This window comes from Nocardiopsis codii (assembly GCF_036327455.1).
Classification (GTDB): Bacteria; Actinomycetota; Actinomycetes; order Streptosporangiales; family Streptosporangiaceae; genus Nocardiopsis; species Nocardiopsis codii.
Map to the genome: position 1 here is coordinate 217,434 of NZ_JAUZMY010000004.1, position 19,868 is coordinate 237,301.

A 19,868-nucleotide genomic window follows, 5' to 3' on the forward strand; every position below is an offset into this window, starting at 1 on the left:
CGAGAGGAAGAGATCCGGTGATCAGCCGCATCGACACCACGGACGACACGGCGCTGCGCGCCTGGCACTCGACCATGCGCGAGGCGGCCCTGGCGGACCGGCCGGAAGCCGCCGTCATGGGCTACGCGGACCTGCGGGGGATGGTCACCGCGCCCCGGGAGGACCGGAGGTACCGGGTGTATGCCGCGACCGAGGCCGGCCGGGTCGTGGGCACCCTGCTCATGGAGCTGCCCGACCTGGAGAACCGGCACCTGGCCGAGCTGGACGTGTCCGTGGCCCGGGACTGCCGCCGCCGGGGGCACGGCAGCGCCCTGCTCGCCTTCGCCGGGGAGGTGATGGCGGAGGAGGGGCGCACCACGGCGCTGGGCGAGGTCTACGTGCCCGACGGGTGGGCGCCCGGGGACTGGCCCGGGGCGGCGTTCGCCCTGGCGCACGGTTTCGAGTCCGCGCACGAGGAGGACTACCTCGTGCTCGACCTGCCGGTGGAGCCGGAGCGGCTGTCCGCGATCCCCACCCACACCGGGCCGTACCGGCTGCGGACCTGGACGGGCCGGTGCCCGGAGGAGCTGGTGGAGGCCTACGCGACGATGCGCACGGCCATGGCGCAGGACGTGCCCACGGGGGAGCTGGACACCGAGCCCGAGGTGTGGGACGCGGCGCGGGTCCGGGCCGAGGAGCGGCGGCGCGAGGGGCAGGAGTACGGCACCGTCGTCTCCGTCGCGGAGGCCCCCTCCGGTGAGCTGGCCGGTTACAGCATGGTCCTCGTCCCCTCCGGGAGCGGGGGAGAGGTGTACCAGGAGGACACGCTGGTGATGCGCGCCCACCGGGGTTTGCGGCTCGGCTCCGCGCTGAAACTGCGCAACCTGGAGGTGCTCGCCCGGGAGCACCCGGGGTCCACGCAGGTGCGCACCTGGGTCGACCCGGACAACGCGCCGATGAGGGACGTCAACCTGCGGTTCGGCTTCCGGCGCGTGGAGCGGATGGTGGAGTTCCAGCGCGTCCGCTAGGGAGTGCCGTCAGGAGGCCTCCGGGGCGGCGACCCTCGTGCGGCGAGCATCCGGGAGCGGTGGCCGTCCAGCCCGACGGGCGCCCGCCCACAACGCTCGGCCGGGACGTCCCGGCCGAGCGCCCCGCTGAACTGCTCCGGGCAGGCAACCGGCCTTCGGCGTCGCGGCGACCCCTGGAACCCGCCCCGGCGGGGCGGCCCGGAGATCAGGCGGTGTAGGCGCGCACGAGGGAGCGCAGGACCTCCGAGCAGCCCGCGTCCACGGTGAGCGCGGCGACGTCGTCCGACCGGGTCTCCCCCCGGTTGAGGATCACCACCGGCTTGCCCTGCTCGACGGCGCGCTTGACGTACCGGCGCCCCGAGAAGACCGTCAGCGACGAACCCGCCACCAGCAGGGCCGACGCCTCGTCCACGAGCCGGTAGCCCTCCAGCACGCGCGGCTTGGGCACGTTCTCGCCGAAGTACACGATGTCCGGTTTGAGCATGCCGCCGCAGGACCCGCAGTCGGCCACCCGGAACCCCTCGGTGGACGCCAGGACCGCGTCGGCGTCCGGCGCGACCTCGACGTCGGCGACGCCGTCGGCGAAGTCGGGGTTCAGCGCGAGGAGGCGCTCGGCCAGGCTCGCCCGGCTGACGACCTCCGAACAGCCCAGGCACACCACCCGGTCGTAGCGGCCGTGCAGGTCGACGACCTGCCTGCTGCCCGCTGCCTCGTGCAGGGTGTCCACGTTCTGGGTGATGACGGCGGACACCGCGCCCGCCGCCTCCAGTTCGGCCAGCGCGCGGTGGCCGTCATTGGGCAGTGTCCGGTGCACGTAGTGCCAGCCGACGTGGTTGCGCGCCCAGTAGTGGCGTCGGAACGCGGCGTCGCCGACGAACTGCTGGTACGTCATCGGTGTGCGCGGCGGGGAGCCGGGGCCCCGGTAGTCGGGGATCCCGGAGTCCGTGGAGACACCGGCCCCGGTCAGCGCGACCACCGGTCCCTCTCCCAGGACCTCCCGCATGCGGGCGGCCGCGACCCCGGAGTTGTCGGGATCGAGCGTGTTCGTCACCCTTCGAGGGTACGCGGACCCCCGGCGCGGTCTCCCCGGCGGATCGGATCCCGGCCTCCGGGTCTGCGCCGTCCGCGCGGGAACCGCCCCGCGCTCCTGTTCCGAACCCGGGTCGGACCCGGGCCGGGCCGCCGCGCGGGCGGCCCGGCGTCCGGTGTCAGCGCAGGCAGACCAGCAGGTCGCCGCCCTCCACCCGCGTCACGGAGTCGATCGCCAGACGTGTGACGGTGCCCGCCTTCGGCGCCGTGATCGACGCCTCCATCTTCATCGCCTCGATGGTGGCGACCGTCGCTCCGGCCTCGACCTCGTCGCCCTCGGCGACCGCCAGCGTGACCACGCCCGCGAAGGGCGCGGCGACGTGCCCGGGGTTGGACTTGTCCGCCTTCTCCGCGGCGCGCACCTTGGAGGCCAGCGCCCGGTCCCGGATCTGGAGCGGTCGCAACTGGTCGTTGAGCGTGGCCATCACCGTGCGCACCCCGCGCTCGTCGGCCTCGCCCAGGGCCTCCAGCTCGATGAGGAGCCGCACGCCCGGGGACAGGTCGACCGCGTGCTCCTCTCCCGCGTACAGGCCGTAGAAGAAGTCCGCGCTGGACAGCACGCTCGTGTCGCCGTAGGCGTCCCGGTGCTCCTCGAACTCGCGCGTCGGGCCGGGGAACAGCAGCCGGTTGAGCGTCGCCCGCCGGTCCTCGTCCAGCCCGGCGCGGTCCTCCTCCGTCAGATCCTCCACGGGGCGCGCGTCCGCGCGGCCGTCCAGCGCCCGCGTGCGGAACGGCTCCGGCCACCCGCCGGGCGGGACGCCCAGTTCGCCGCGCAGGAACCCGATGACCGAGTCCGGGACGTCGAACCGGCCCGGTTCGGCCTCGAAGTCGGCCGGGGACACCCCCGCCCCGACCAGGTGCAGGGCCAGGTCTCCCACGACCTTGGAGGAGGGCGTGACCTTCACCAGGCGGCCGAGCATCCGGTCGGCGGCGGCGTACATCGCCTCCACGTCCTCGAAGTGGTCGCCCAGCCCCAGCGCGATCGCCTGCGTGCGCAGGTTGGACAGCTGCCCGCCCGGGATCTCGTGGTGGTACACCCGCCCCGTCGGCGACGACAGCCCGGCCTCGAAGGGGGCGTAGACCCGGCGCACGGCCTCCCAGTACGGCTCCAGTTCGTTGACCGCGTCCAGGCTCAGGCCGGTCGTGTGCTCGGAGTGGTCGAAGGCGGCCACGATGGCCGACAGCGACGGCTGCGAGGTGGTGCCGGCCATCGACGACACCGCCCCGTCCACGGCGTCCGCCCCGGCGTTGACCGCCGCGAGGTAGGTGGCCAGCTGACCGCCCGCCGTGTCGTGGGTGTGGACGTGCACCGGCAGGTCGAACTCCCGGCGCAGGGCCGAGACCAGGCGTGCGGCGGCCGGGGCGCGCAGCAGACCCGCCATGTCCTTGACCGCGATCACGTGCGCGCCCGCGTCGACGATCCGCTCGGCGAGCTTGAGGTAGTAGTCCAGCGTGTACAGCTTCTCCGCCGGGTCGGACAGGTCGGAGGTGTAGCACAGCGCGACCTCCGCCACGCCGGTGCCGGTCTCGCGCACCGCCTCGATCGCCGGGCGCATCTGCTCGACGTCGTTGAGGGCGTCGAAGATCCGGAAGATGTCCACGCCCGTCGCCGCGGCCTCCCGGACGAAGGCGTTGGTGACCTCGGTCGGGTACGGGGTGTACCCCACGGTGTTGCGCCCGCGCAGCAGCATCTGGAGGCAGAGGTTGGGGACGGCCTCGCGGAGCGCGGCCAGCCTCTCCCAGGGGTCCTCGGCCAGGAACCGCAGCGCCACGTCGTAGGTGGCACCGCCCCAGGCCTCCAGGGACAGCAGTTCGGGAAGGGTGTGGGCGACCGTGGGCGCCACCGCGAGCAGGTCCTTCGTGCGGACCCGGGTGGCCAGGAGCGACTGGTGGGCGTCCCGGAACGTCGTGTCGGTCACCCCCAGGCGCGGCGACTCGCGCAGCCATCGCGCGAACCCCTCGGGGCCGAGCTCGGCCAGGCGCTGGCGCGACCCCGGGGGCGGCGACCCGGCGGGCAGCGGCGGCAGCTTCGTGGCCGGTTCGACCAGGTGGGGGCGCTCCCCGTGCGGCTTGTTCACCGTCACGTCGGCCAGGTAGGTCAGCAGCCGCGTGCCGCGGTCGGCGGAGGGCCGTGCGGTCAGCAGCTGCGGGCGCTCCTCGATGAAGGAGGTGGTGATCCGTCCGGCCTGGAAGTCGGGGTCGTCCAGCACCGCCTGGAGGAACGGGATGTTGGTGGCGATGCCGCGGATGCGGAACTCGGCCACGGCCCGTCGGGCCCGGCTCACCGCCGTGGCCAGGTCGCGGCCGCGGCAGGTCAGCTTGACCAGCAGGGAGTCGAAGTGCGGGCTGATCTCGGTGCCCGCGGCGGAGGTGCCGCCGTCGAGGCGGATACCCGAGCCGCCGGGGGAGCGGTAGGCGCTGATGATCCCGGTGTCGGGGCGGAAGTCGTTGGCCGGGTCCTCGGTGGTGATGCGGCACTGGAGGGCCGCTCCGCGCACGTAGACGGTCTCCTGCGCGATCCCGAGGTCGGCCAGGGTCTCCCCGGCCGCGATCCGCAGCTGGGACTGGACGAGGTCCACGTCGGTGACCTCCTCGGTCACCGTGTGCTCGACCTGGATGCGCGGATTCATCTCGATGAAGACGTGGGTGCCGTCCTCGCCGACCAGGAACTCGACCGTGCCGGCGTTGCGGTAGCCGATCTGGCGGGCGAAGCGCACGGCGTCCGCGCAGATGCGGTCGCGCAGCGCGGGGTCCAGGTTGGGCGCGGGGGCCAGCTCGATGACCTTCTGGTGGCGCCGTTGCAGCGAGCAGTCCCGCTCGAAGAGGTGGACCACACCGCCCTGGCCGTCGGCGAGGATCTGCACCTCGATGTGGCGGGGGTTGACCACGGCCCTCTCCAGGAACACCGTGGCGTCCCCGAACGCGGTGGTGGCCTCGCGCATCGCGGCCTCGATCGACTCGCGCAGCTGCCCGGAGTCCAGGACGCGGCGCATGCCGCGTCCGCCGCCGCCCGCGACGGCCTTGACGAACAGCGGGAAGCCGATCCCGTCTGCGGCGGCGACCAGCGCCTCCACGTCGTCGGAGGGCTCGCTGGACTCCAGGACCGGGACGCCTGCCTCCCGGGCGGCGGCCACGGCGCTGGCCTTGTTGCCGGTCAGGTCCAGCACCTCGGCGGGCGGGCCGACGAAGGTGATGCCGGCCTCCGCGCAGGCGCGGGCCAGCCCGGGGTTCTCGGACAGGAAGCCGTAGCCCGGGTAGACCGCGTCGGCCCCGGCCTCGCGCGCGGCGCGGACGACCTCGTCGACGGACAGGTAGGCGCGGACCGGGTGGCCGGGCTCGCCGATCTGGTAGGCCTCGTCGGCCTTGAGCCGGTGGAGGGAGTTGCGGTCCTCGTGGGGGAAGACGGCGACGGTGCGGGCGCCCAGTTCGTATCCGGCGCGCAGGGCGCGGATGGCGATCTCGCCCCGGTTGGCCACGAGCACTTTGCGGAACATGCCGGGTTCCTCCTGATCGTCAGGGGTGATGCCGGGGCGTACGGTCCGGCGCCGTTGCCGGGGCCCACGGGAGGGTGGATCACGGGCACCCTAGCCACACGGCCGGTCCGGGCCGCCACCTGGGGGCGTCATTGGCGCGGGCGGCGGCCCGCCCGGCCCGCCCCCGTGCGGCCGGGGCGGGCATCGGACGCCCCCGTTCTCAGGGGTTGACGCGCTGCGTCCAGTCGGGCGGAACGCGGCCCTCGGGCCCGGGGACCGGCTGGTCCACCGGGTGGCTGCTCGGCGGCGCGAGTTCCGGGCCGATCGCCATCTGCTGGCCCCGGAAGTCGAAGAACCAGTCCTCGCCCGGCTCGAAGCTCTGGATGATCGGGTGGCCCGTGCCCTCGTGGTGACGCGTGGCGTGCTGCCCGGGCGACGAGTCACAGCAGCCGACGTGCCCGCAGGCGGCGCACCGGCGCAGGTGCACCCACCATCCGCCGCCCTCCTGGCACTCCCGGCAGCCGGTCCCGCTCGGCGGGACGGACGGGTCTATCTCGGGAACAGCGTTCTCTCCGTTGCTCATGGAAACCACGCTACTCACCGGCCCCCGGATCGGAACGCGACCCGCGGGCCCGTCACCCCGACTCCTCCGCCTCCAGCACCTCGCGCACCCCGTCGGCGGTGGTCTCCCGCAGCTCCTCGTCCAGGAGCAGCCACCGGGTGATGCCGACCGACTCCAGGAAGGACAGGTTGTGGCTGGCGATCACCAGCGCGCCCTCGTAGGAGTCGAGCGCGCCCGACAGCTGCCGCACGCTGGCCATGTCGAGGTTGTTGGTCGGCTCGTCCAGCAGGAGCAGCTGCGGGGCCGGCGCGGCGAGCATCGTCGCGGCGAGGGCGGCGCGGAAGCGCTCCCCGCCCGAGAGGGTGCCCGCGGGCTGCTCTGCGCGCTTCCCCTTGAACAGGAACCGCGCGAGCTGGGACCGGATGTGCTGGTCGGTGACCCCCGGCGCCATGCGCGACACGTTCTCCATCACGCTCAGCCCGTCGTCGAGCAGGTCCAGCCGCTGCGGCAGGAACCGCATCGGCACGAACACCTCGGCCCCGCCGGACGACGGCGCGAGCTGCCCGGTGAGCGTGCGCAGCAGCGTGGTCTTCCCCGCCCCGTTGCGCCCGATCAACGCGACGCGCTCGGGTCCGCGCAGTTCGAGGCCGCCCCCGCGCAGCCTCCCGAACGGCAGTGACAGGTCCTGTGCCCGCAGCACGGTGCGGCCCGAGGGGACGGCGGTGTGCGGGAGGCTCACCCTGATCTCCGCGTCGTCGCGGATCGCGTTCGCCGCCTCCTCGCGCCGCTCGCGCGCCTCGTCGAGGCGCTCCTCGTGCACGCCGCGCAGCTTGCCCGCGGACTCCTGCGCGGACCGCTTGAGCCCTCCGGCGATGATCTTGGGGATGCCGCCCTGTGCGTCCAGCCGTTTGCCGTTCCGCTGGCGGCGGGCCAGTTTGGTCCGGGTCTCCTCCAGCTCGCGCTTCTGCCTGCGCACGTCCGCGTCGGCGGCCCGCAGGGTCCGCTCGGCCGCCTCCTGCTGGGCGGCCAGGGCCTCCTCGTAGGCGGACAGGTTGCCGCCGTACCAGGTGACCGATCCCGACCGCAGCTCGGCGACGCGGTCCACGCGCTCCAGCAGGTCGCGGTCGTGGCTCACCACGACCAGCACCCCGGAACGCCAGGTGTCGACGGCCTCGTAGAGCCGCCGGCGGGCGAACAGGTCGAGGTTGTTGGTGGGCTCGTCCAGGAGGAGGACGTCGGGCCGCTCCAGGAGCAGGGCTGCCAGGCGCAGCAGGACGGTCTCCCCGCCGGACATCTGCCCCACGGTGCGGTCCAGTTCGACGTGGCCGAGGCCGAGCGACCCCAGTGTGGCCAGGGTTCGCTCCTCGACGTCCCAGTCGTCTCCGACCGCGTCGAAGTGCGCCTCGTCCACGTCACCGGCCTCGATGGCGCGCAGGGCGGCGCGACGTTCCGCGATGCCCAGGGCCTGGTCGACCCGCACGGACGTGTCCAGGGTGATGTTCTGCGGGAGGTAGGCCAGGCTTCCGCCCGCGGTCACCGTGCCGGAGGCAGGGCGCAGCCGCCCGGCCAGCAGCCGCAGCAGGGTGGACTTGCCGGTGCCGTTGGCGCCGACGAGCCCGGTCCGGCCCTGGCCGATGGTGAGGGAGAGCCCGTCGAACACGGGCGTGCCGTCCGCCCACTGGAAGGACAGGGCGGAGCAGGTCAGGGAGACGCCGGCGGTGGGCGTACTTGGCATGGTGGTCCTCGCGGTCGCAAGCGCTTGACGGGTGGCTTGATGGGCGAACACCACGCGGCGGCCGGGTCGAGGGAGACGGACGAGGTCCCCGAGAGGCCGGGGACTGCTGGCGCCGAGGTCGCATGCACGCGCGGTCACGGACGGCGTGGAAGCCAGTCGTGGGGTGACCGGTGTACGGCTCAGCCGTACCGCGTGATGATCGCGGACCTCAGATGCGCAACGTCCACCTCTATCGTCGACAACAGGACGTGCGCCACTGTAGGGGATGGCCGGCCGGAAAGTAAACCGCTTTTCCCGGGTGTCGAAAGCCCGGGTCGGACCCGGTCCGCCGGTCGCGGGCGGTCGGCGTCCTCGATCCGGGGCGCGCCGAGCGGGGCCCTCGCGCCCGCCGGGACCGGGCCGGGCCGTCGGGATCACGGACCGGTGGGACCGCTCGGCGGACGGCGCGTCCGGGTCCCGTCCGGGGTCACCGGCGGCGGCGCCCCCAACCGGTGCCGTAGCCGGCCACGTGCAGGGCCAGGAACAGCAGGCCGCCGAGGGTGAGGGTCCTCGGGGTGACCAGGTCCTGGATGTTCTCTCCGAGGAGTTCCAGGAGCAGGGCCAGCCCGAACAGGACCGCGGCGATGGTGGCGAACACGGGAGCCTCCGGGGGGAGTAGGTGTGTTCCAGGGTGCTACACGTCTACCCGACGACCGGGCGGGTAATCGCGGCCCGCCTCCACGCGGACCGCGCGCCGCCCGTCCGGACCTGCGCTCCTCGCGACGATCTCCCGCGCACCGCCGCGCCCCGGCGCCTGCGGCCGGGGCGCGGCGGAGGGGCCGGAGAGGGACCGGCCGGGGCGGCGCCCCTCCCCGGCCCGCGGACACCCACCGCTCAGAGCAGTGTGGACCAGTACGTCCAGAACGCCTGCCCGACGGCGGCGAGGACGGCCGTGCCCCACAGGGTGAGGACCACGGTGTGGTTGCGTGCCAGGACGGCGAGCACCCGACGGCTCCCGGGAGGCGCCGGCAGGTGCCCGGAGCGCAGGTTGTGCAGGGTGACGTACCAGAAGAGCGGGATCGTCACCGCCCACACCACCATGCAGTAGGGGCACAGGGCCCCGATCCGGTAGAGGCTCTGGAAGATCAGCCAGTGCACGAACACCGCTCCGAGGAACGTGCCCGTCTGGAGCCCCAGCCAGAACCAGCGGCGGAACCCCGCGCCCGCCAGCAGCGCCGCGCCGACGGTCGCGACCACGGCGAAGCCGGCGACGCCGAGGACCGGGTTGGGGATCCCGAAGGCGGAGGCCTGCGCGGTCCCCATGACGGTTCCGCAGGACAGCACCGGGTTGATGCTGCACGAGGGCACGTGCCCGGGGTCGGCCAGCACGCGCATCCTCTCGACCAGCAGCGCGGTGGCGGCGACCAGGCCCAGGGTGCCGCCGACGGCGAGCAGCCACGGCAGGGCGCGGCTGACGACCGGGGTGTCGGCTCCGGGGCGGGCGGCGCCGGGGGAGGGCGTCACGGCGGTCATTCGCCCAGCTCCGCGTCGATCAGCGCGGACAGCGCCTCGTAGCCGGGCATGCTCTCGGTCTGCCGCCCGTTGACGTAGATGGTCGGGGTGCCCTGCACGCCCAGCGCGACCCCGTCGTCGAAGTCGGCCTGCACGCGCTCGGCGGTCTCGGGGGCGGCCATGGTGCGGGTGAACTCGGCCATGTCCAGGTCCAACTCCTCCGCGAAACCGAGGAACACCCTGATCTGGGACTCCTGCGACTCGCCCCACGCGGCCTGGGTCTCGTACATCCGCACGTACATCTCCTCGAAGGCCCCCTGCTGGGCGGCGGCCTCCACGGCTGCGGCCGCGGGCCGGGAGTTGGCGTGTCCGGGGAGCGGGAAGTACCGGACGACCAGGTTGATCCGGCCCTCGTAGTCCTCGCGGACGCGCTCCATGACCGGGAACTGCGCCCGGCAGGCCTCGCACTCGAAGTCGAGGAACTCCACCACCGTCACCTCGGCGCCCTCGGACCGGGTGAGGTGGTGGCTGTCCTCCCGTACCAGCAGCTCGGCGGGGGCGGGGGCGGGCGTCCCGGAGGCGGCGCCGCCCTGCCCGGGCGGCGCGTCGCCCCGGCCGGAGAGGAACAGCAGCGAGGCGCCCGCCAGGGCGATCACGCAGAGGAGGGAGACGGTGATCCAGAGGTTTCTGCTCATGTGGGTGTCCCGAAGGGAGGGGACGCGCGGACGCGCCCGGGTCGGTCACGACGGAGGGGCCACACCGCGGCGGGGCGTGGCGGATCACCCGCGCGCGGGGGCGCGGGTGCGGTCGTGACTAGACCCTTCGGACGCAGAGCAGGGTGAGGAGCCCGTGGCCGTGCGGGGCCGACGGGGCGGGGCGCGCGGGGCGCGGACGGGGACCGGCACGGGGCGCGAGGAGCGCCGGCGGCGTGAGGGCGGCCCCGAGCGCGGGCAGCAGCGGCTGGGCGGTCGGCAGCCCCTGGCCGTCGGCAGGATCGCAGGTGTGGTCCGGGGCCGGGCCGCCGGCGGTCACCGTGCCGTCCGCCGCGTCCGCGCCGCCGATCCCCTCGTCGCCGTCCGGGCAGTCCTGGGCGGACACCACCGGGGCCGTCACCGTCGACACCGGTGCCGTCCGGGAGCCGAACGGGGTGCCGTGGCACAGGGCGCACAGGAAGCACATCACCACGAGTGAGACCAGCAGCACCACGAAGGTGCGCTGACTCCGCGCGTGGAGGTGTCCCGTCATGGAACGAACTGTAACGGCGCCCCCGCGGGAGCGTTCGCCGGCCACCGGTCAGCGGTGTACCGCGGTCCGGCCGCCCCGGTGTCCCGACCCCACGGGCCGCGTCCCTCCGGACCGACGGCGGCCCGCCCGTCCCCGCGCGGGGACGGGCGGGCCGGGACCGGGGTCCGGCCACACGTCACCGGTCGGTGGCGGGCCTCTCCCGCGGAAGCTCCTCGCGGTCGTCCGAGCGTGCCGCCGGACCCTCCAGGGAGGCCCGGGGGACCGGACGCGCCTGGTGGTGTCCGTAGCCGTGCGCCGGTCCCTGGGGCCGGGCGTAGCCCGCGGACTGCGCGGGCGGCGGAGCGTCGTACCCGGGCTGCTGCCCCTGCGGCCGGTCGTGCCCGGCCTGCTGCCCGGCCTGCTGGGCGGGCGGCGCGGCGCCCTCCTCGTCGGGGTTGTCGCTCTCGTCGCTGAGCCCCTTGGCCTCGGCCTTGAGGATGCGCGCGCTGCGCCCCAGCGACCGCGCCAGTGTGGGAAGCCTGCTCGCGCCGAACAGCAGGAGGGCGATCACCAGCAGGATCATGATCTCGCGTGCGCCGATACCCATGTCGTCGTTCCTTTCCTCGTGGGGATCACGTGCCCGGGGGCCGGTGGCCCACCGGGCTCACCGCTGGGTCCTGTCCGGGCGGATCGCCCGGTAGGAAGCGGAAGCCCGCACCCGTCTCGGTGACGAAGTAGCGGGGACGGCGGGGGTCCGGTTCCAGTCGCCTCCTGATGTGCGACATGAACACGCGCAGGTAGTGGTGCTCGGTACCGTACCCGGGTCCCCACACCTCACGCAGGAGCCGGTCGTGTCCGACCAGCGTGCCGGGTTCGCAGGCCAGCACCTCCACGATGTGCCACTGCCGGGGTGTCAGGGGCACGTGGCGCCCCTGCCTGGTGACGCGCTCCGCCCGGAAGTCGATCGTGAAGTCCGCGGTGACGACCGGGGGCGAGAGCCGGGCCGACGCCTCCCGCCGCCGCATGACCGAGCGCAGGCGGGCGAAGAGCTCGCCCATGGAGAAGGGTTTGGTGACGTAGTCGTCCGCGCCCGCGTCCAGCGCCTCCACCTTGGTCCCCGGGTCGGCGTCGCCCGACACCACCAGGATGGGGCCGTCGCTCCACCCGCGCAGGCTCCGCAGGACGCTCAGACCGTCCAGAGAGGGCAGTCCGAGGTCCAGGAGGACCGCGTCCGGGAGGCGCCTGGCGGCCAGGGCGAGCGCCTGCTCCCCGGTGGCCGCGTAGAGGGGGGCGTAACCCCGCGCGTGGAGGTTCATGCCGAGCGTCCTCCGGACGGTGAGGTCGTCGTCGACCACCAGAACTCCCGGTATCGGGTCCATCTTCCCTGTTCCGTTCCCGCGCCCCGCCGTCGGGGCGGGGCCGATCTCGCGTGCGGTGGCGTCCGCGCGGACGCCACCGGTGTCCGGTGGCGTCGCCGGAGGCGGTGGGGAGCCCGTGAGCCGTGGGCCGGTCTCCTCCGGGATCCGGGAGGAGGGCGGGCGCCGGCGCCGCGCGTGGTCGGCGCGCCCGGCTCCCACCACCATCGAAGGGGGTCCCGGGCGGGCGGGGGCGGATCCTAACGGAATCCATGCGGGGCGCGGGGCGGACCCTGACGCTTTCCTGACGCCCCGCCCGCGGCGCGGCCGGGCCGAGGGGCCGCGACCGCGGGCCCCGGCTCCGACCGCCGCGGTCAGAGGGCGGCGCGGACGGCGTCCAGGGCCTCCTCGTGGATCCGCCCGTTGCAGAACAGCGCGGACCCCGTGTCGAACCGGTCCTGACCGGTGAGGTCGCTGAAGGAACCGCCCGCCTCCCGGACGATCGGCACGAGGGCGGCGATGTCCCAGGGCCCGGCGCCCGAGCCGGACACCGGCCCTGCACGTGGTCCTCCGGGCGCAGGGCGGGACGGGGTGTGGGGGCGGTTCTCCCGAACGCCGGGCAGCAGGCCGGGGCCCAGAGTGGCCCGCCGCCCTGGAAAGGGTCTCGGGCGCAGCCGAGGAGGTGCTGAGCGCTCGGCCCTGTCACGCCCCTTCACCACACGGGCCTCGGCGCGGTCAGGGCCACGACGCTAGAGCAGGTAATCACTGGCCTGGGCCCCGAGGACATGCAGAAGAGCCAGAGCCTCGGCATCAGGCGATCCTGGCGGCGCGCTGTAGAGCACGAGGCGCTGGTCGCGGTCCGCGAGCGTGAGCACATCGCAGTCGACGGTGATCTGCCCGACGACCGGGTGGCGGAAGGTCTTGGTGAGCATCGGCGCGGCCTGCACGTCGTGCCGCTCCCAGAGCCGGGCGAAGTCGGGGCTGGCGTCGCGGAGCTCGTCGACGAGGCCGGTCACCGCGGGATCCGTCGGATAGCGGGCGAGGACGGCACGGAGCTCCATGACGACCTGGTGCCGGAACTCCGCGGCGTCGGAGATTCCGTACCGCGCCGTGTCGGGCCGCTCCGGCTCGAGGAAGGCCCGACGGGCGAGATTGCGGCCCTGGGGCGCGAGTCCGCCGAAGTCCTCCATGAGAGCGGCCGCGAGGTCGTTCCACGCGAGCACCTCGAACGCGGCGGACATGACCAAAACGGCCGTCTGCGGCAGCCGTTCGAGGAGCGCGAGAATGCTGGGCCGAACGTCGCGCCGGTGCAGCCGGGTACGGGTCGGTGCGGTACCCGCCAGGACGTGCAGGTGGTCGGACTCGGCGTCGGTGAGCCGCAGCGCGCCGGCGATCCCGGCGAGGACCTCGCCCGACGGCCGCGGCGCCCTCCCCTGCTCGAGCCGGACGTAGTACTCCGTGGATATGTGCGCGAGGACCGCGGCCTCCTCGCGGCGCAGCCCCGGTGTCCGACGTCGCGGTCCGGACGGGAGACCGACGTCCTGCGGCCGGAGCCGCTCGCGACGGCTGCGGAGAAACATCCCGAGCTCCTGCCTGTTCATACCCCGAGTCTGCACGATGCGCGGCGGCGGATCCTGGTACCGCCTGTGCCTGTATCCGGCTTCGAGGCCGGCCCGACACTGTCGCCATGACGAACAACATCGACATCGCGCCCATCGGCCTGCTCTCCGGCAAGGTCGTGTTCATCACCGGCGCCAGCCGCGGCATCGGCGCCGCCGCGGCCCGGCTCTTCGCCTCCGAAGGTGCTGCCGTCGTGCTCGCCGCCCGCAGCTCGGACGCCCTCGACCGCATCGTCACCGAACTCCGCGCCGACGGAGGTGTCGCCGACGCGGTCCCCCTGGACCTCGCCGACCGTGCGAGCATCCACGCGGCGGTCGCCCGCGTGGAGGAACTGCACGGACGGCTCGACGGCGCCTTCAACAACGGCGCGGCGGTCCAGCAGCCCGGCCCCCTCGACACCACGAGCGACGAGGAGATCGACGAGCAGTTCGCGGTGAACTTCCGCTCGCACTGGACCGCCATGACAGCCGAGACCGCACTCATGAGGAGGAACGGCGGTGGGGCGATCGTCAACACGTCGAGCATCGGCAGTCGCCGCGCGAACCCGGCCCTCCCCGCGTACGGCGCCATGAAGCGCGCGCTCAACAGCATCACCGAAACCGCGGCGGTGAGCTGGGCCGGTGACGGCATCCGGGTCAACGGCATCGCCCCCGGCGGCACCGCCACGGAGATGATCGACATGTGGGAGGCGGCGAGCCCCGGCATCATCGAGCGGGTGCAGGCATCGATCCCGCTCGGCCGGATGGCCGAGCCCCGCGAGGTCGCCGAGGTGGCCGCATGGCTCCTCAGCGACCGTGCGTCGATGGTGACCGGCGCGATCGTGCCGGTGGACGGCGGCGCGGGCGCCTGAGAGGGAGAGCCTGGGCACGCCGTGGCGGCATCGCGCCGTACCTTCGCGGTGGGCCAGGTTCTCCCGAAGCCACGGCGAGGGGCAGGGCAGGGGATCGAGGAGGACCGCTCCGGGATGCAGCGCTTCCCACCATCGAAGGTCACGCCGAGACCACGACGACCCCGCGCGATACACCCTCGCCGAGAGGCCCCGCGCCGACGGTCAGGGGGCGGGGCCCGCGTCGTGACCGGCCTTGTGGAGTAACCGGAGCCGGACGGTCCTGTCGGCGCGCGAGGGCAGCGTGCGGGTGCGGTCATGGGCCGGTTGGGCGGCAGGGACCGCACCGTGCCCCCGGCCCGCAGTGGGGCGACCCCGCCGGCGCCATCGTGCACTGATCTGAACACCACGTCCCCGACCGGACCCGGTCGGGGACGTCGTCTGTTGGCAGGTCATGCGCATGCCGGTGCACCGCAGGGGCGAAGAGGACGGTGTGGAGTTCCTGTCAGGCCCCGGCCGGCAGCACGGCGTGCCGCAGCCGTCCGAGGATGTCGGCGACGGAGAGCGCTCCGGAGACGGCTCGCCCTCCGTTGAAGGAGAAGCTGGGCACGCCGGTGACTCCGAGCCGGGCAGCGCGCTGTTCGTCGGCGCGTACGGCGTCGCCGAACCGGTCGCCGTCCAGCAGTGCCTCCACCTCCGCGGTGTCGAGCCCGGCCTCGGAGCCGAGCCGGGCGAGCGTTCGCCGGTCGCCCAGGTAGGCCCCTTCGGCGGTGTATCCCCGCAGCAGCCGCTCTCGTACCGGCTCTCCCAGCGACCGGTACTCGCCGAAGTGGATGAGGCGGTGTACGTCGAAGGTGTTGACCGGTACGGCGTTCTCCAGCCGGTACTCCAGCCCCACCTCGGCGGCGAGCCGGGTGACCATCGCCATGCCCGCGGCAGCCTGCTCGGCCGACATGCCGAGATCGCGCTGCATGCATTGGGGAATGGTCAGTTTGCCGTCCCGGGGCCCGTCGGGGTCCAATTCGAAGCTCCGCCAGGTGACCGCGACGGAGTCGCGGTACTCGAACCGCTGCAGGGCGGACTCGAAGCGGCGCTTGCCGATGTAGCACCAGGGGCAGACGACGTCGGTCCAGATGTCCACGGTGATCTCGCTCATGGGCACTACCGTAGAGGGGAGGCTTACTTTTTGTAAGGACATACCTTTGGGTAAGCTACAGGTATGGACGTTGGTTCTGAGGTGAAGGATGACAAAGTCGTCGCGATGAGTGACGCATTCACGGCGGACTGCCCGGCCCGCACGGTGCTGAACCATGTGAGCAGCCGCTGGGGAGTGCTGATCCTGGCCTCCTTGCAGGAGGGGCCTATGCGCTTCTACGTGCTGCGGGACAGGATCGGTGGCATCAGCGAGAAGATGCTGTCCCAGAATCTGCGGGTGTTCGTGCGGGACGGGCTGATCGCTCGCGAGGTCGAGGCGACGGTGCCGCCGCAGGTGACCTACTCGCTCACCCCCCTGGGGCGGGAACTGGCGACGACCCTGGGCGGCTTGGTCGAGTGGATCACGCATCGGATCGGAGACATCGTTGCCGCGCGCGAGCGCCACGACGAGGAGAGGTGAAGCCGCCGTTCGCCGTCGCTCGACCGGTCATCGACGTTCCTGCGGGCGAGGCGGACCACTGCGGGATTCAGCGATAGCCCTCCCGCTGCTCACCGATCGGTGGTGAGTCGGTCCGAGGCGCGGGCCCTGTCGGCCTTCACCGTCCGGGACGGCCACCGGGGGGCCGGATGCGCACCCGGTGCGGTGAGGGCGGTGGTGTCCGGGCGGCGGAACCCGGTGTCGCCGGTGCGCCGCCATGCGGCCAGGGTGCGCACACCAAAGGCCAGGACGATGCCGAGCAGGTAGAGGACGAGTGCGGCCGGTGCCACGGGGTCTCCGTTCAGGTGGGGCGGTCAGGGCTCAGGTGCGGGTGGCGACGCCCATGCCCACACCTTTCATTATCGCCAAAATTGGATATGATCGCTGTATGACGATGAATAGCACGGATGGATGCCAGGCCACAACCGCGGGCGTGGGCGCCGCCGAGGCCCTTTTCCACAGCCTCTCCGACGGCACCCGGCTGGCCATCGTGCGCCGCCTGGCCCAGGGCGAGGCACGGGTGGCCGACCTGGTGGCCCAACTCGGGCTGGCCCAGTCCACGGTCTCCAAGCACGTGGCGTGCCTGCGCGACTGCCACCTGGTCGACGGGCGCCCCGAGGGTCGGCAGGTGTTCTACTCCCTGGCCCGCCCCGAACTCCTGGACCTGCTCGCGTCGGCCGAGGTCCTGCTGGCCGCGACCGGCAGCGCGGTCGCGCTGTGCCCCAACTACGGAACCGACAGCCGGCCCGCCACGACGGAGGCGTGCGGTGAGTGACGCGTGCTGCGGGTCGGATGAGCCCCGCACAGGAGAAGAAACCGAAGAGCACGAGCCCCAGACGCTGTGGCAGGTGAGCGAGCTCCGCTTCGCCGCCCTGGCCGCGGTGCTCCTGCTGGCCGGGTACGGCGCGGGCTGGGCGGGAGCCCCCGACCCGGCGGGCCTGGCGCTCAAGGCCGCCGCCCTGGCCGTCGCGGGATGGACGTTCGTCCCCTCCACCGTGCGCCGCCTGGCCCGGGGCAGGATCGGAGTGGGCACGCTGATGACCATCGCCGCCATCGGCGCGGTGATGCTGGGCGAGGTGGGCGAGGCCGCGATGCTCGCGGTGCTCTACACCATCGCCGAAGGGCTGGAGGAGTACTCCGTGGCCCGCACCCGGCGCGGCCTGCGCGCCCTCCTGGACCTGGTCCCCGACCGGGCCCGGGTGCTCCGTGACGGTGTTGAGCACACCGTCGGCCCGGCCGAGCTGGTGGTGGGCGACACGCTGGTGGTGCGCCCGGGCGAGCGCCTGGCCACGGACGGGGTCATCGCCTCCGGGCACACCGGCCTGGACACCTCCGCCATCACCGGCGAGTCCGTCCCCGTCGAGGCCGGCCCCGGTGAGGAGGTGTTCGCCGGGTCCATCAACGGCACCGGCGCGGTGGAGGTCACCGTCACCGCCACCGCGGCCGACAACTCCCTGGCCCGCATCGTGGCCATCGTGGAGGCCGAACAGGCGCGCAAGGGAGCCGGACAGCGCCTGGCCGACAAGGTCGCCACACCGCTCGTGCCCGGGGTGATGGTCGCCGCCGCCCTCATCGCCGCCCTGGGGTCGCTGTTCGGCGACCCGCTGACGTGGATCGAACGCGCCCTGGTCGTGCTGGTGGCCGCCTCGCCGTGCGCGCTGGCCATCTCCGTGCCCGTGACCGTGGTAGCCGCGATCGGCGCCGCCTCCAAGCACGGCACCCTGGTCAAGGGCGGAGCCGCCCTGGAGGCCATGGGCCGCGTCCGCACCGTGGCGTTGGACAAGACCGGCACCCTGACCCGCAACCGCCCGACCGTCATCGAGACCGCCCCCGCCCCAGGCCACACCCCCGGGCAGGTGCTGGCGGTGGCCGCCGCGCTGGAGGAGCGCAGCGAACACCCCCTCGCGGCCGCGATCCTGGCCGCCTCACCCCACCCGGAGCGGGCCGAACAGGTCGAGGCGCTCCCCGGATCCGGTCTGACCGGCACGCTGCACGGCCACCCCGTGCGGCTGGGCCGCCCGGGCTGGATCGACGCCGGCCCCCTGGCCCCGGACGTGGCGCGGATGCAGCACGCCGGGGCCACCGCCGTCCTGGTCGAGGAGGCCGGCACCGTGATCGGCGCGGTCGCGGTGCGCGACGAACTGCGCCCCGAAGCGGGAGAGGTCGTCTCCTCCCTGCGCGGCTCCGGCTACCGGGTCGTGATGCTCACCGGCGACAACCCCGCCACCGCCGCCGCCCTGGCCGCCCAGGCGGGCATCGATCCGCACGACGTGCACGCCGACCTGCGCCCCGAGGACAAGTCCCGCCTCGTCGGCCGGCTCCGCGAACACGGCCCCGTGGCGATGGTGGGAGACGGGGTCAACGACGCACCCGCCCTGGCCACCGCCGACCTGGGTATCGCGATGGGGGCGATGGGCACCGACGTGGCCATCGAGACCGCCGACGTCGCTCTGATGGGCGAGGACCTGCGCCACCTGCCCCGGGCACTGGGCCATGCCCGCCGCTCCCGGGCGATCATGTGGCAGAGCGTGGGCCTGTCGCTGGCCATCATCATCGGCCTGATGCCCCTGGCGCTGTTCGGGGTGCTCGGGCTCGCTGCGGTCGTGCTGGTACACGAGGTGGCCGAGGTCGTGGTCATCGCCAACGGCATCCGCGCCGGACGCACCCGCGAACTGGGCACGGACCTCCCCGGTACGCCGGCCGCGCCCGCGCCGGAGGTCGAGGAACACAGGATCCGGGGGTAACCCCTGGTCTGTTCACCGGTCGGTGGTGGGCATGTTCAGGGACCGTGCCCTGTCGGCGTCGGTGGGCAGGGTGCGGCGTCGCGAACGAGCGCCCGACGCGGGCGATGGCCCGACCCCGGGGCGTTGCGGGAGAGCGTCCGGATGGCGTCGCAGGTGTGCACCGCCTCCGCGCGGACGGGGCCCGGGGGAGTCCCCTCGCCGGGCACGGGCCGCCGACCGCCGGCCGCCGGGGCGGCTTCGGGCCGTGCGAAGGCCCACCGGCCGGCGTCGGGCGCCCGTCGGTCGGTGGGCCGCTGCGGATCAGCGGATGTTGATGTCGGTGCAGGCGTAGAAGGCGTTGCCCGTGTCGGCGATGTTCCAGCGGGCCAGGAGCTTGTGCCGCCCGTTGTACCCAGACAGGTCGACGGTGTGGTTCACCGTCGCCCCGGGACGGGCGCCGTTGTCGTTGAACACGGCGACCCTCTGGTTCCCGATGAAGTACTCCCAGGTGCTGGTGGCGTGCGACACCGTGAGGGTCCAGGTGAAGGTCTGGGTGCGTCCCACGTCGGTGACCCGCCAGCCGCGGCTGTCGTCGTTGAGCTCGGAGAACCGTCCGACTCCGCCGTCGCAGCGCGTCTGGCCCTTGGGGCCTTCGACGCTCTGCGGCTCCCAGCGGATGTCGCCGCACTGGACGATGCCCGCGGCGCACTGGGCCTGGCGGCTCATGGGGGTGGAGACGTAGCCGTGCGCGGACGCGACACCGGCGGGCATGAGGGTGAAGAAGAGAGCGGTGGCGGCCGCCACGGCGGTCACTGCGCGGAGTCGGCGGGGGGACGAGCGGGGCTTCATACGGGGAGCCTTTCCTCGATGACCCGGGACCGAACGACCGGGTCGGGGGATGAGGCGAAGGTAGGTGGCTCGTGACCCTCGGTCAAGAGCCGAGGTGGTCGCGGCGCCGTGCCGTCCCTGTACCGGGTGGGGGTACCACTGAGGGGCGGCGGGGGCCCGGCCCGGTCGGTCGGCCTCGGGCCCGCTCGCGGTGAACAGTACGGCAGTCGGTCCTCGACGACACCGGTCCGGTCACGGTGGGAGTGGACCACCCGCACCGGGTCCACCGGACCACGCCGAAG

The 19,868-nt window shown here is 73.7% G+C and carries 20 protein-coding genes; 5 read left to right on the plus strand and 15 right to left on the minus strand.

Features of this window, described 5'->3' with window-relative positions; all coding sequences use genetic code 11:
* Window positions 1-17 precede the first annotated feature (17 nt).
* The gene (locus Q8791_RS06300; protein WP_330090629.1) at window positions 18-1,007 is read left to right on the plus strand and encodes a GNAT family N-acetyltransferase; all 990 of its coding nucleotides are present in this window, start codon (window positions 18-20) and stop codon (window positions 1,005-1,007) included.
* A 205-nt stretch (window positions 1,008-1,212) separates the two neighbouring features.
* On the opposite strand, the gene Q8791_RS06305 is transcribed toward Q8791_RS06300, so the two are convergent.
* From Q8791_RS06305 to Q8791_RS06360, 12 genes are all read right to left on the minus strand, one after another.
* Window positions 1,213-2,058, minus strand: a complete 846-nt coding sequence (locus Q8791_RS06305) for an NAD-dependent protein deacetylase (RefSeq protein WP_407941963.1) — start codon at window positions 2,056-2,058, stop codon at window positions 1,213-1,215.
* Window positions 2,059-2,215: 157 nt separating this feature from the next.
* A complete protein-coding gene (locus tag Q8791_RS06310) occupies window positions 2,216-5,590 on the minus strand; it encodes a pyruvate carboxylase (RefSeq protein WP_330090630.1) in 3,375 nt (1,124 codons plus the stop codon).
* A 199-nt stretch (window positions 5,591-5,789) separates the two neighbouring features.
* Window positions 5,790-6,152, minus strand: coding sequence for a UBP-type zinc finger domain-containing protein (locus Q8791_RS06315; protein WP_330090631.1), 363 nt, complete (start codon window positions 6,150-6,152; stop codon window positions 5,790-5,792).
* A gap of 52 nt (window positions 6,153-6,204) precedes the next feature.
* Entirely contained in the window at window positions 6,205-7,866 is a 1,662-nt protein-coding gene (locus Q8791_RS06320; RefSeq protein WP_330090632.1) for an ATP-binding cassette domain-containing protein, read from the minus strand.
* A gap of 466 nt (window positions 7,867-8,332) precedes the next feature.
* Window positions 8,333-8,503 carry a hypothetical protein gene (locus tag Q8791_RS06325; protein WP_330090633.1) on the minus strand — a complete coding sequence of 57 codons (171 nt, stop codon included), beginning with the start codon at window positions 8,501-8,503 and terminating at the stop codon, window positions 8,333-8,335.
* Window positions 8,504-8,739: 236 nt separating this feature from the next.
* Window positions 8,740-9,378, minus strand: a complete 639-nt coding sequence (locus tag Q8791_RS06330; RefSeq protein WP_330090634.1) for a vitamin K epoxide reductase family protein — start codon at window positions 9,376-9,378, stop codon at window positions 8,740-8,742.
* Window positions 9,375-10,052, minus strand: coding sequence for a DsbA family protein (locus Q8791_RS06335; protein ID WP_330090635.1), 678 nt, complete (start codon window positions 10,050-10,052; stop codon window positions 9,375-9,377). The genes Q8791_RS06330 and Q8791_RS06335 overlap by 4 nt, the downstream gene beginning before the upstream one ends.
* A 118-nt stretch (window positions 10,053-10,170) precedes the next feature.
* Complete coding sequence (locus Q8791_RS06340) at window positions 10,171-10,602, minus strand: hypothetical protein (RefSeq protein ID WP_330090636.1); 432 nt, start codon at window positions 10,600-10,602, stop codon at window positions 10,171-10,173.
* A 175-nt stretch (window positions 10,603-10,777) separates the two neighbouring features.
* On the minus strand, window positions 10,778-11,188 hold the full coding sequence (locus Q8791_RS06345) for a twin-arginine translocase TatA/TatE family subunit (RefSeq protein ID WP_330090637.1): 411 nt from the start codon (window positions 11,186-11,188) through the stop codon (window positions 10,778-10,780).
* Between the two features lie 25 nt (window positions 11,189-11,213).
* Window positions 11,214-11,960 carry a response regulator gene (locus Q8791_RS06350; RefSeq protein ID WP_330090638.1) on the minus strand — a complete coding sequence of 249 codons (747 nt, stop codon included), beginning with the start codon at window positions 11,958-11,960 and terminating at the stop codon, window positions 11,214-11,216.
* 350 nt (window positions 11,961-12,310) lie between these two features.
* Entirely contained in the window at window positions 12,311-12,487 is a 177-nt protein-coding gene (locus Q8791_RS06355) for an inositol monophosphatase family protein (RefSeq protein ID WP_330090639.1), read from the minus strand.
* Between the two features lie 198 nt (window positions 12,488-12,685).
* On the minus strand, window positions 12,686-13,537 hold the full coding sequence (locus Q8791_RS06360; RefSeq protein ID WP_330090640.1) for a helix-turn-helix transcriptional regulator: 852 nt from the start codon (window positions 13,535-13,537) through the stop codon (window positions 12,686-12,688).
* 86 nt (window positions 13,538-13,623) lie between these two features.
* Here Q8791_RS06360 and Q8791_RS06365 point away from each other — a divergent pair, with 86 nt between their 5' ends.
* Window positions 13,624-14,406, plus strand: coding sequence for an SDR family NAD(P)-dependent oxidoreductase (locus Q8791_RS06365; protein ID WP_330090641.1), 783 nt, complete (start codon window positions 13,624-13,626; stop codon window positions 14,404-14,406).
* A gap of 481 nt (window positions 14,407-14,887) precedes the next feature.
* Here Q8791_RS06365 and Q8791_RS06370 read toward each other — a convergent pair whose 3' ends face one another.
* Window positions 14,888-15,538 carry a DsbA family oxidoreductase gene (locus Q8791_RS06370; RefSeq protein WP_330090642.1) on the minus strand — a complete coding sequence of 217 codons (651 nt, stop codon included), beginning with the start codon at window positions 15,536-15,538 and terminating at the stop codon, window positions 14,888-14,890.
* A gap of 105 nt (window positions 15,539-15,643) precedes the next feature.
* On the opposite strand from Q8791_RS06370, the gene Q8791_RS06375 reads away from it, so the two are divergent.
* A complete protein-coding gene (locus Q8791_RS06375; protein WP_330090643.1) occupies window positions 15,644-15,997 on the plus strand; it encodes a winged helix-turn-helix transcriptional regulator in 354 nt (117 codons plus the stop codon).
* Window positions 15,998-16,086: 89 nt separating this feature from the next.
* On the opposite strand, the gene Q8791_RS06380 is transcribed toward Q8791_RS06375, so the two are convergent.
* The gene (locus tag Q8791_RS06380; protein ID WP_330090644.1) at window positions 16,087-16,305 is read right to left on the minus strand and encodes a hypothetical protein; all 219 of its coding nucleotides are present in this window, start codon (window positions 16,303-16,305) and stop codon (window positions 16,087-16,089) included.
* A gap of 98 nt (window positions 16,306-16,403) precedes the next feature.
* On the opposite strand from Q8791_RS06380, the gene Q8791_RS06385 reads away from it, so the two are divergent.
* On the plus strand, window positions 16,404-16,790 hold the full coding sequence (locus Q8791_RS06385) for an ArsR/SmtB family transcription factor (protein WP_330090645.1): 387 nt from the start codon (window positions 16,404-16,406) through the stop codon (window positions 16,788-16,790).
* The gene (locus Q8791_RS06390; RefSeq protein WP_330090646.1) at window positions 16,783-18,759 is read left to right on the plus strand and encodes a heavy metal translocating P-type ATPase; all 1,977 of its coding nucleotides are present in this window, start codon (window positions 16,783-16,785) and stop codon (window positions 18,757-18,759) included. The genes Q8791_RS06385 and Q8791_RS06390 overlap by 8 nt, the downstream gene beginning before the upstream one ends.
* A 300-nt stretch (window positions 18,760-19,059) precedes the next feature.
* Here Q8791_RS06390 and Q8791_RS06395 read toward each other — a convergent pair whose 3' ends face one another.
* Window positions 19,060-19,587 carry a lytic polysaccharide monooxygenase auxiliary activity family 9 protein gene (locus tag Q8791_RS06395; RefSeq protein ID WP_330090647.1) on the minus strand — a complete coding sequence of 176 codons (528 nt, stop codon included), beginning with the start codon at window positions 19,585-19,587 and terminating at the stop codon, window positions 19,060-19,062.
* Window positions 19,588-19,868 lie beyond the last annotated feature (281 nt).

Coding starts and splice junctions, on each gene's coding strand:
- Q8791_RS06310 (WP_330090630.1), bottom strand. CDS start 5,590: ATGTTCCGCAAAGTGCTCGTGGCCAACCGGGGCGAGATCGCCATCCGC.
- Q8791_RS06315 (WP_330090631.1), bottom strand. CDS start 6,152: ATGAGCAACGGAGAGAACGCTGTTCCCGAGATAGACCCGTCCGTCCCG.
- Q8791_RS06320 (WP_330090632.1), bottom strand. CDS start 7,866: ATGCCAAGTACGCCCACCGCCGGCGTCTCCCTGACCTGCTCCGCCCTG.
- Q8791_RS06330 (WP_330090634.1), bottom strand. CDS start 9,378: ATGACCGCCGTGACGCCCTCCCCCGGCGCCGCCCGCCCCGGAGCCGAC.
- Q8791_RS06335 (WP_330090635.1), bottom strand. CDS start 10,052: ATGAGCAGAAACCTCTGGATCACCGTCTCCCTCCTCTGCGTGATCGCC.
- Q8791_RS06340 (WP_330090636.1), bottom strand. CDS start 10,602: ATGACGGGACACCTCCACGCGCGGAGTCAGCGCACCTTCGTGGTGCTG.
- Q8791_RS06345 (WP_330090637.1), bottom strand. CDS start 11,188: ATGGGTATCGGCGCACGCGAGATCATGATCCTGCTGGTGATCGCCCTC.
- Q8791_RS06350 (WP_330090638.1), bottom strand. CDS start 11,960: ATGGACCCGATACCGGGAGTTCTGGTGGTCGACGACGACCTCACCGTC.
- Q8791_RS06360 (WP_330090640.1), bottom strand. CDS start 13,537: ATGAACAGGCAGGAGCTCGGGATGTTTCTCCGCAGCCGTCGCGAGCGG.
- Q8791_RS06365 (WP_330090641.1), top strand. CDS start 13,624: ATGACGAACAACATCGACATCGCGCCCATCGGCCTGCTCTCCGGCAAG.
- Q8791_RS06370 (WP_330090642.1), bottom strand. CDS start 15,538: ATGAGCGAGATCACCGTGGACATCTGGACCGACGTCGTCTGCCCCTGG.
- Q8791_RS06375 (WP_330090643.1), top strand. CDS start 15,644: ATGAGTGACGCATTCACGGCGGACTGCCCGGCCCGCACGGTGCTGAAC.
- Q8791_RS06385 (WP_330090645.1), top strand. CDS start 16,404: ATGACGATGAATAGCACGGATGGATGCCAGGCCACAACCGCGGGCGTG.
- Q8791_RS06395 (WP_330090647.1), bottom strand. CDS start 19,587: ATGAAGCCCCGCTCGTCCCCCCGCCGACTCCGCGCAGTGACCGCCGTG.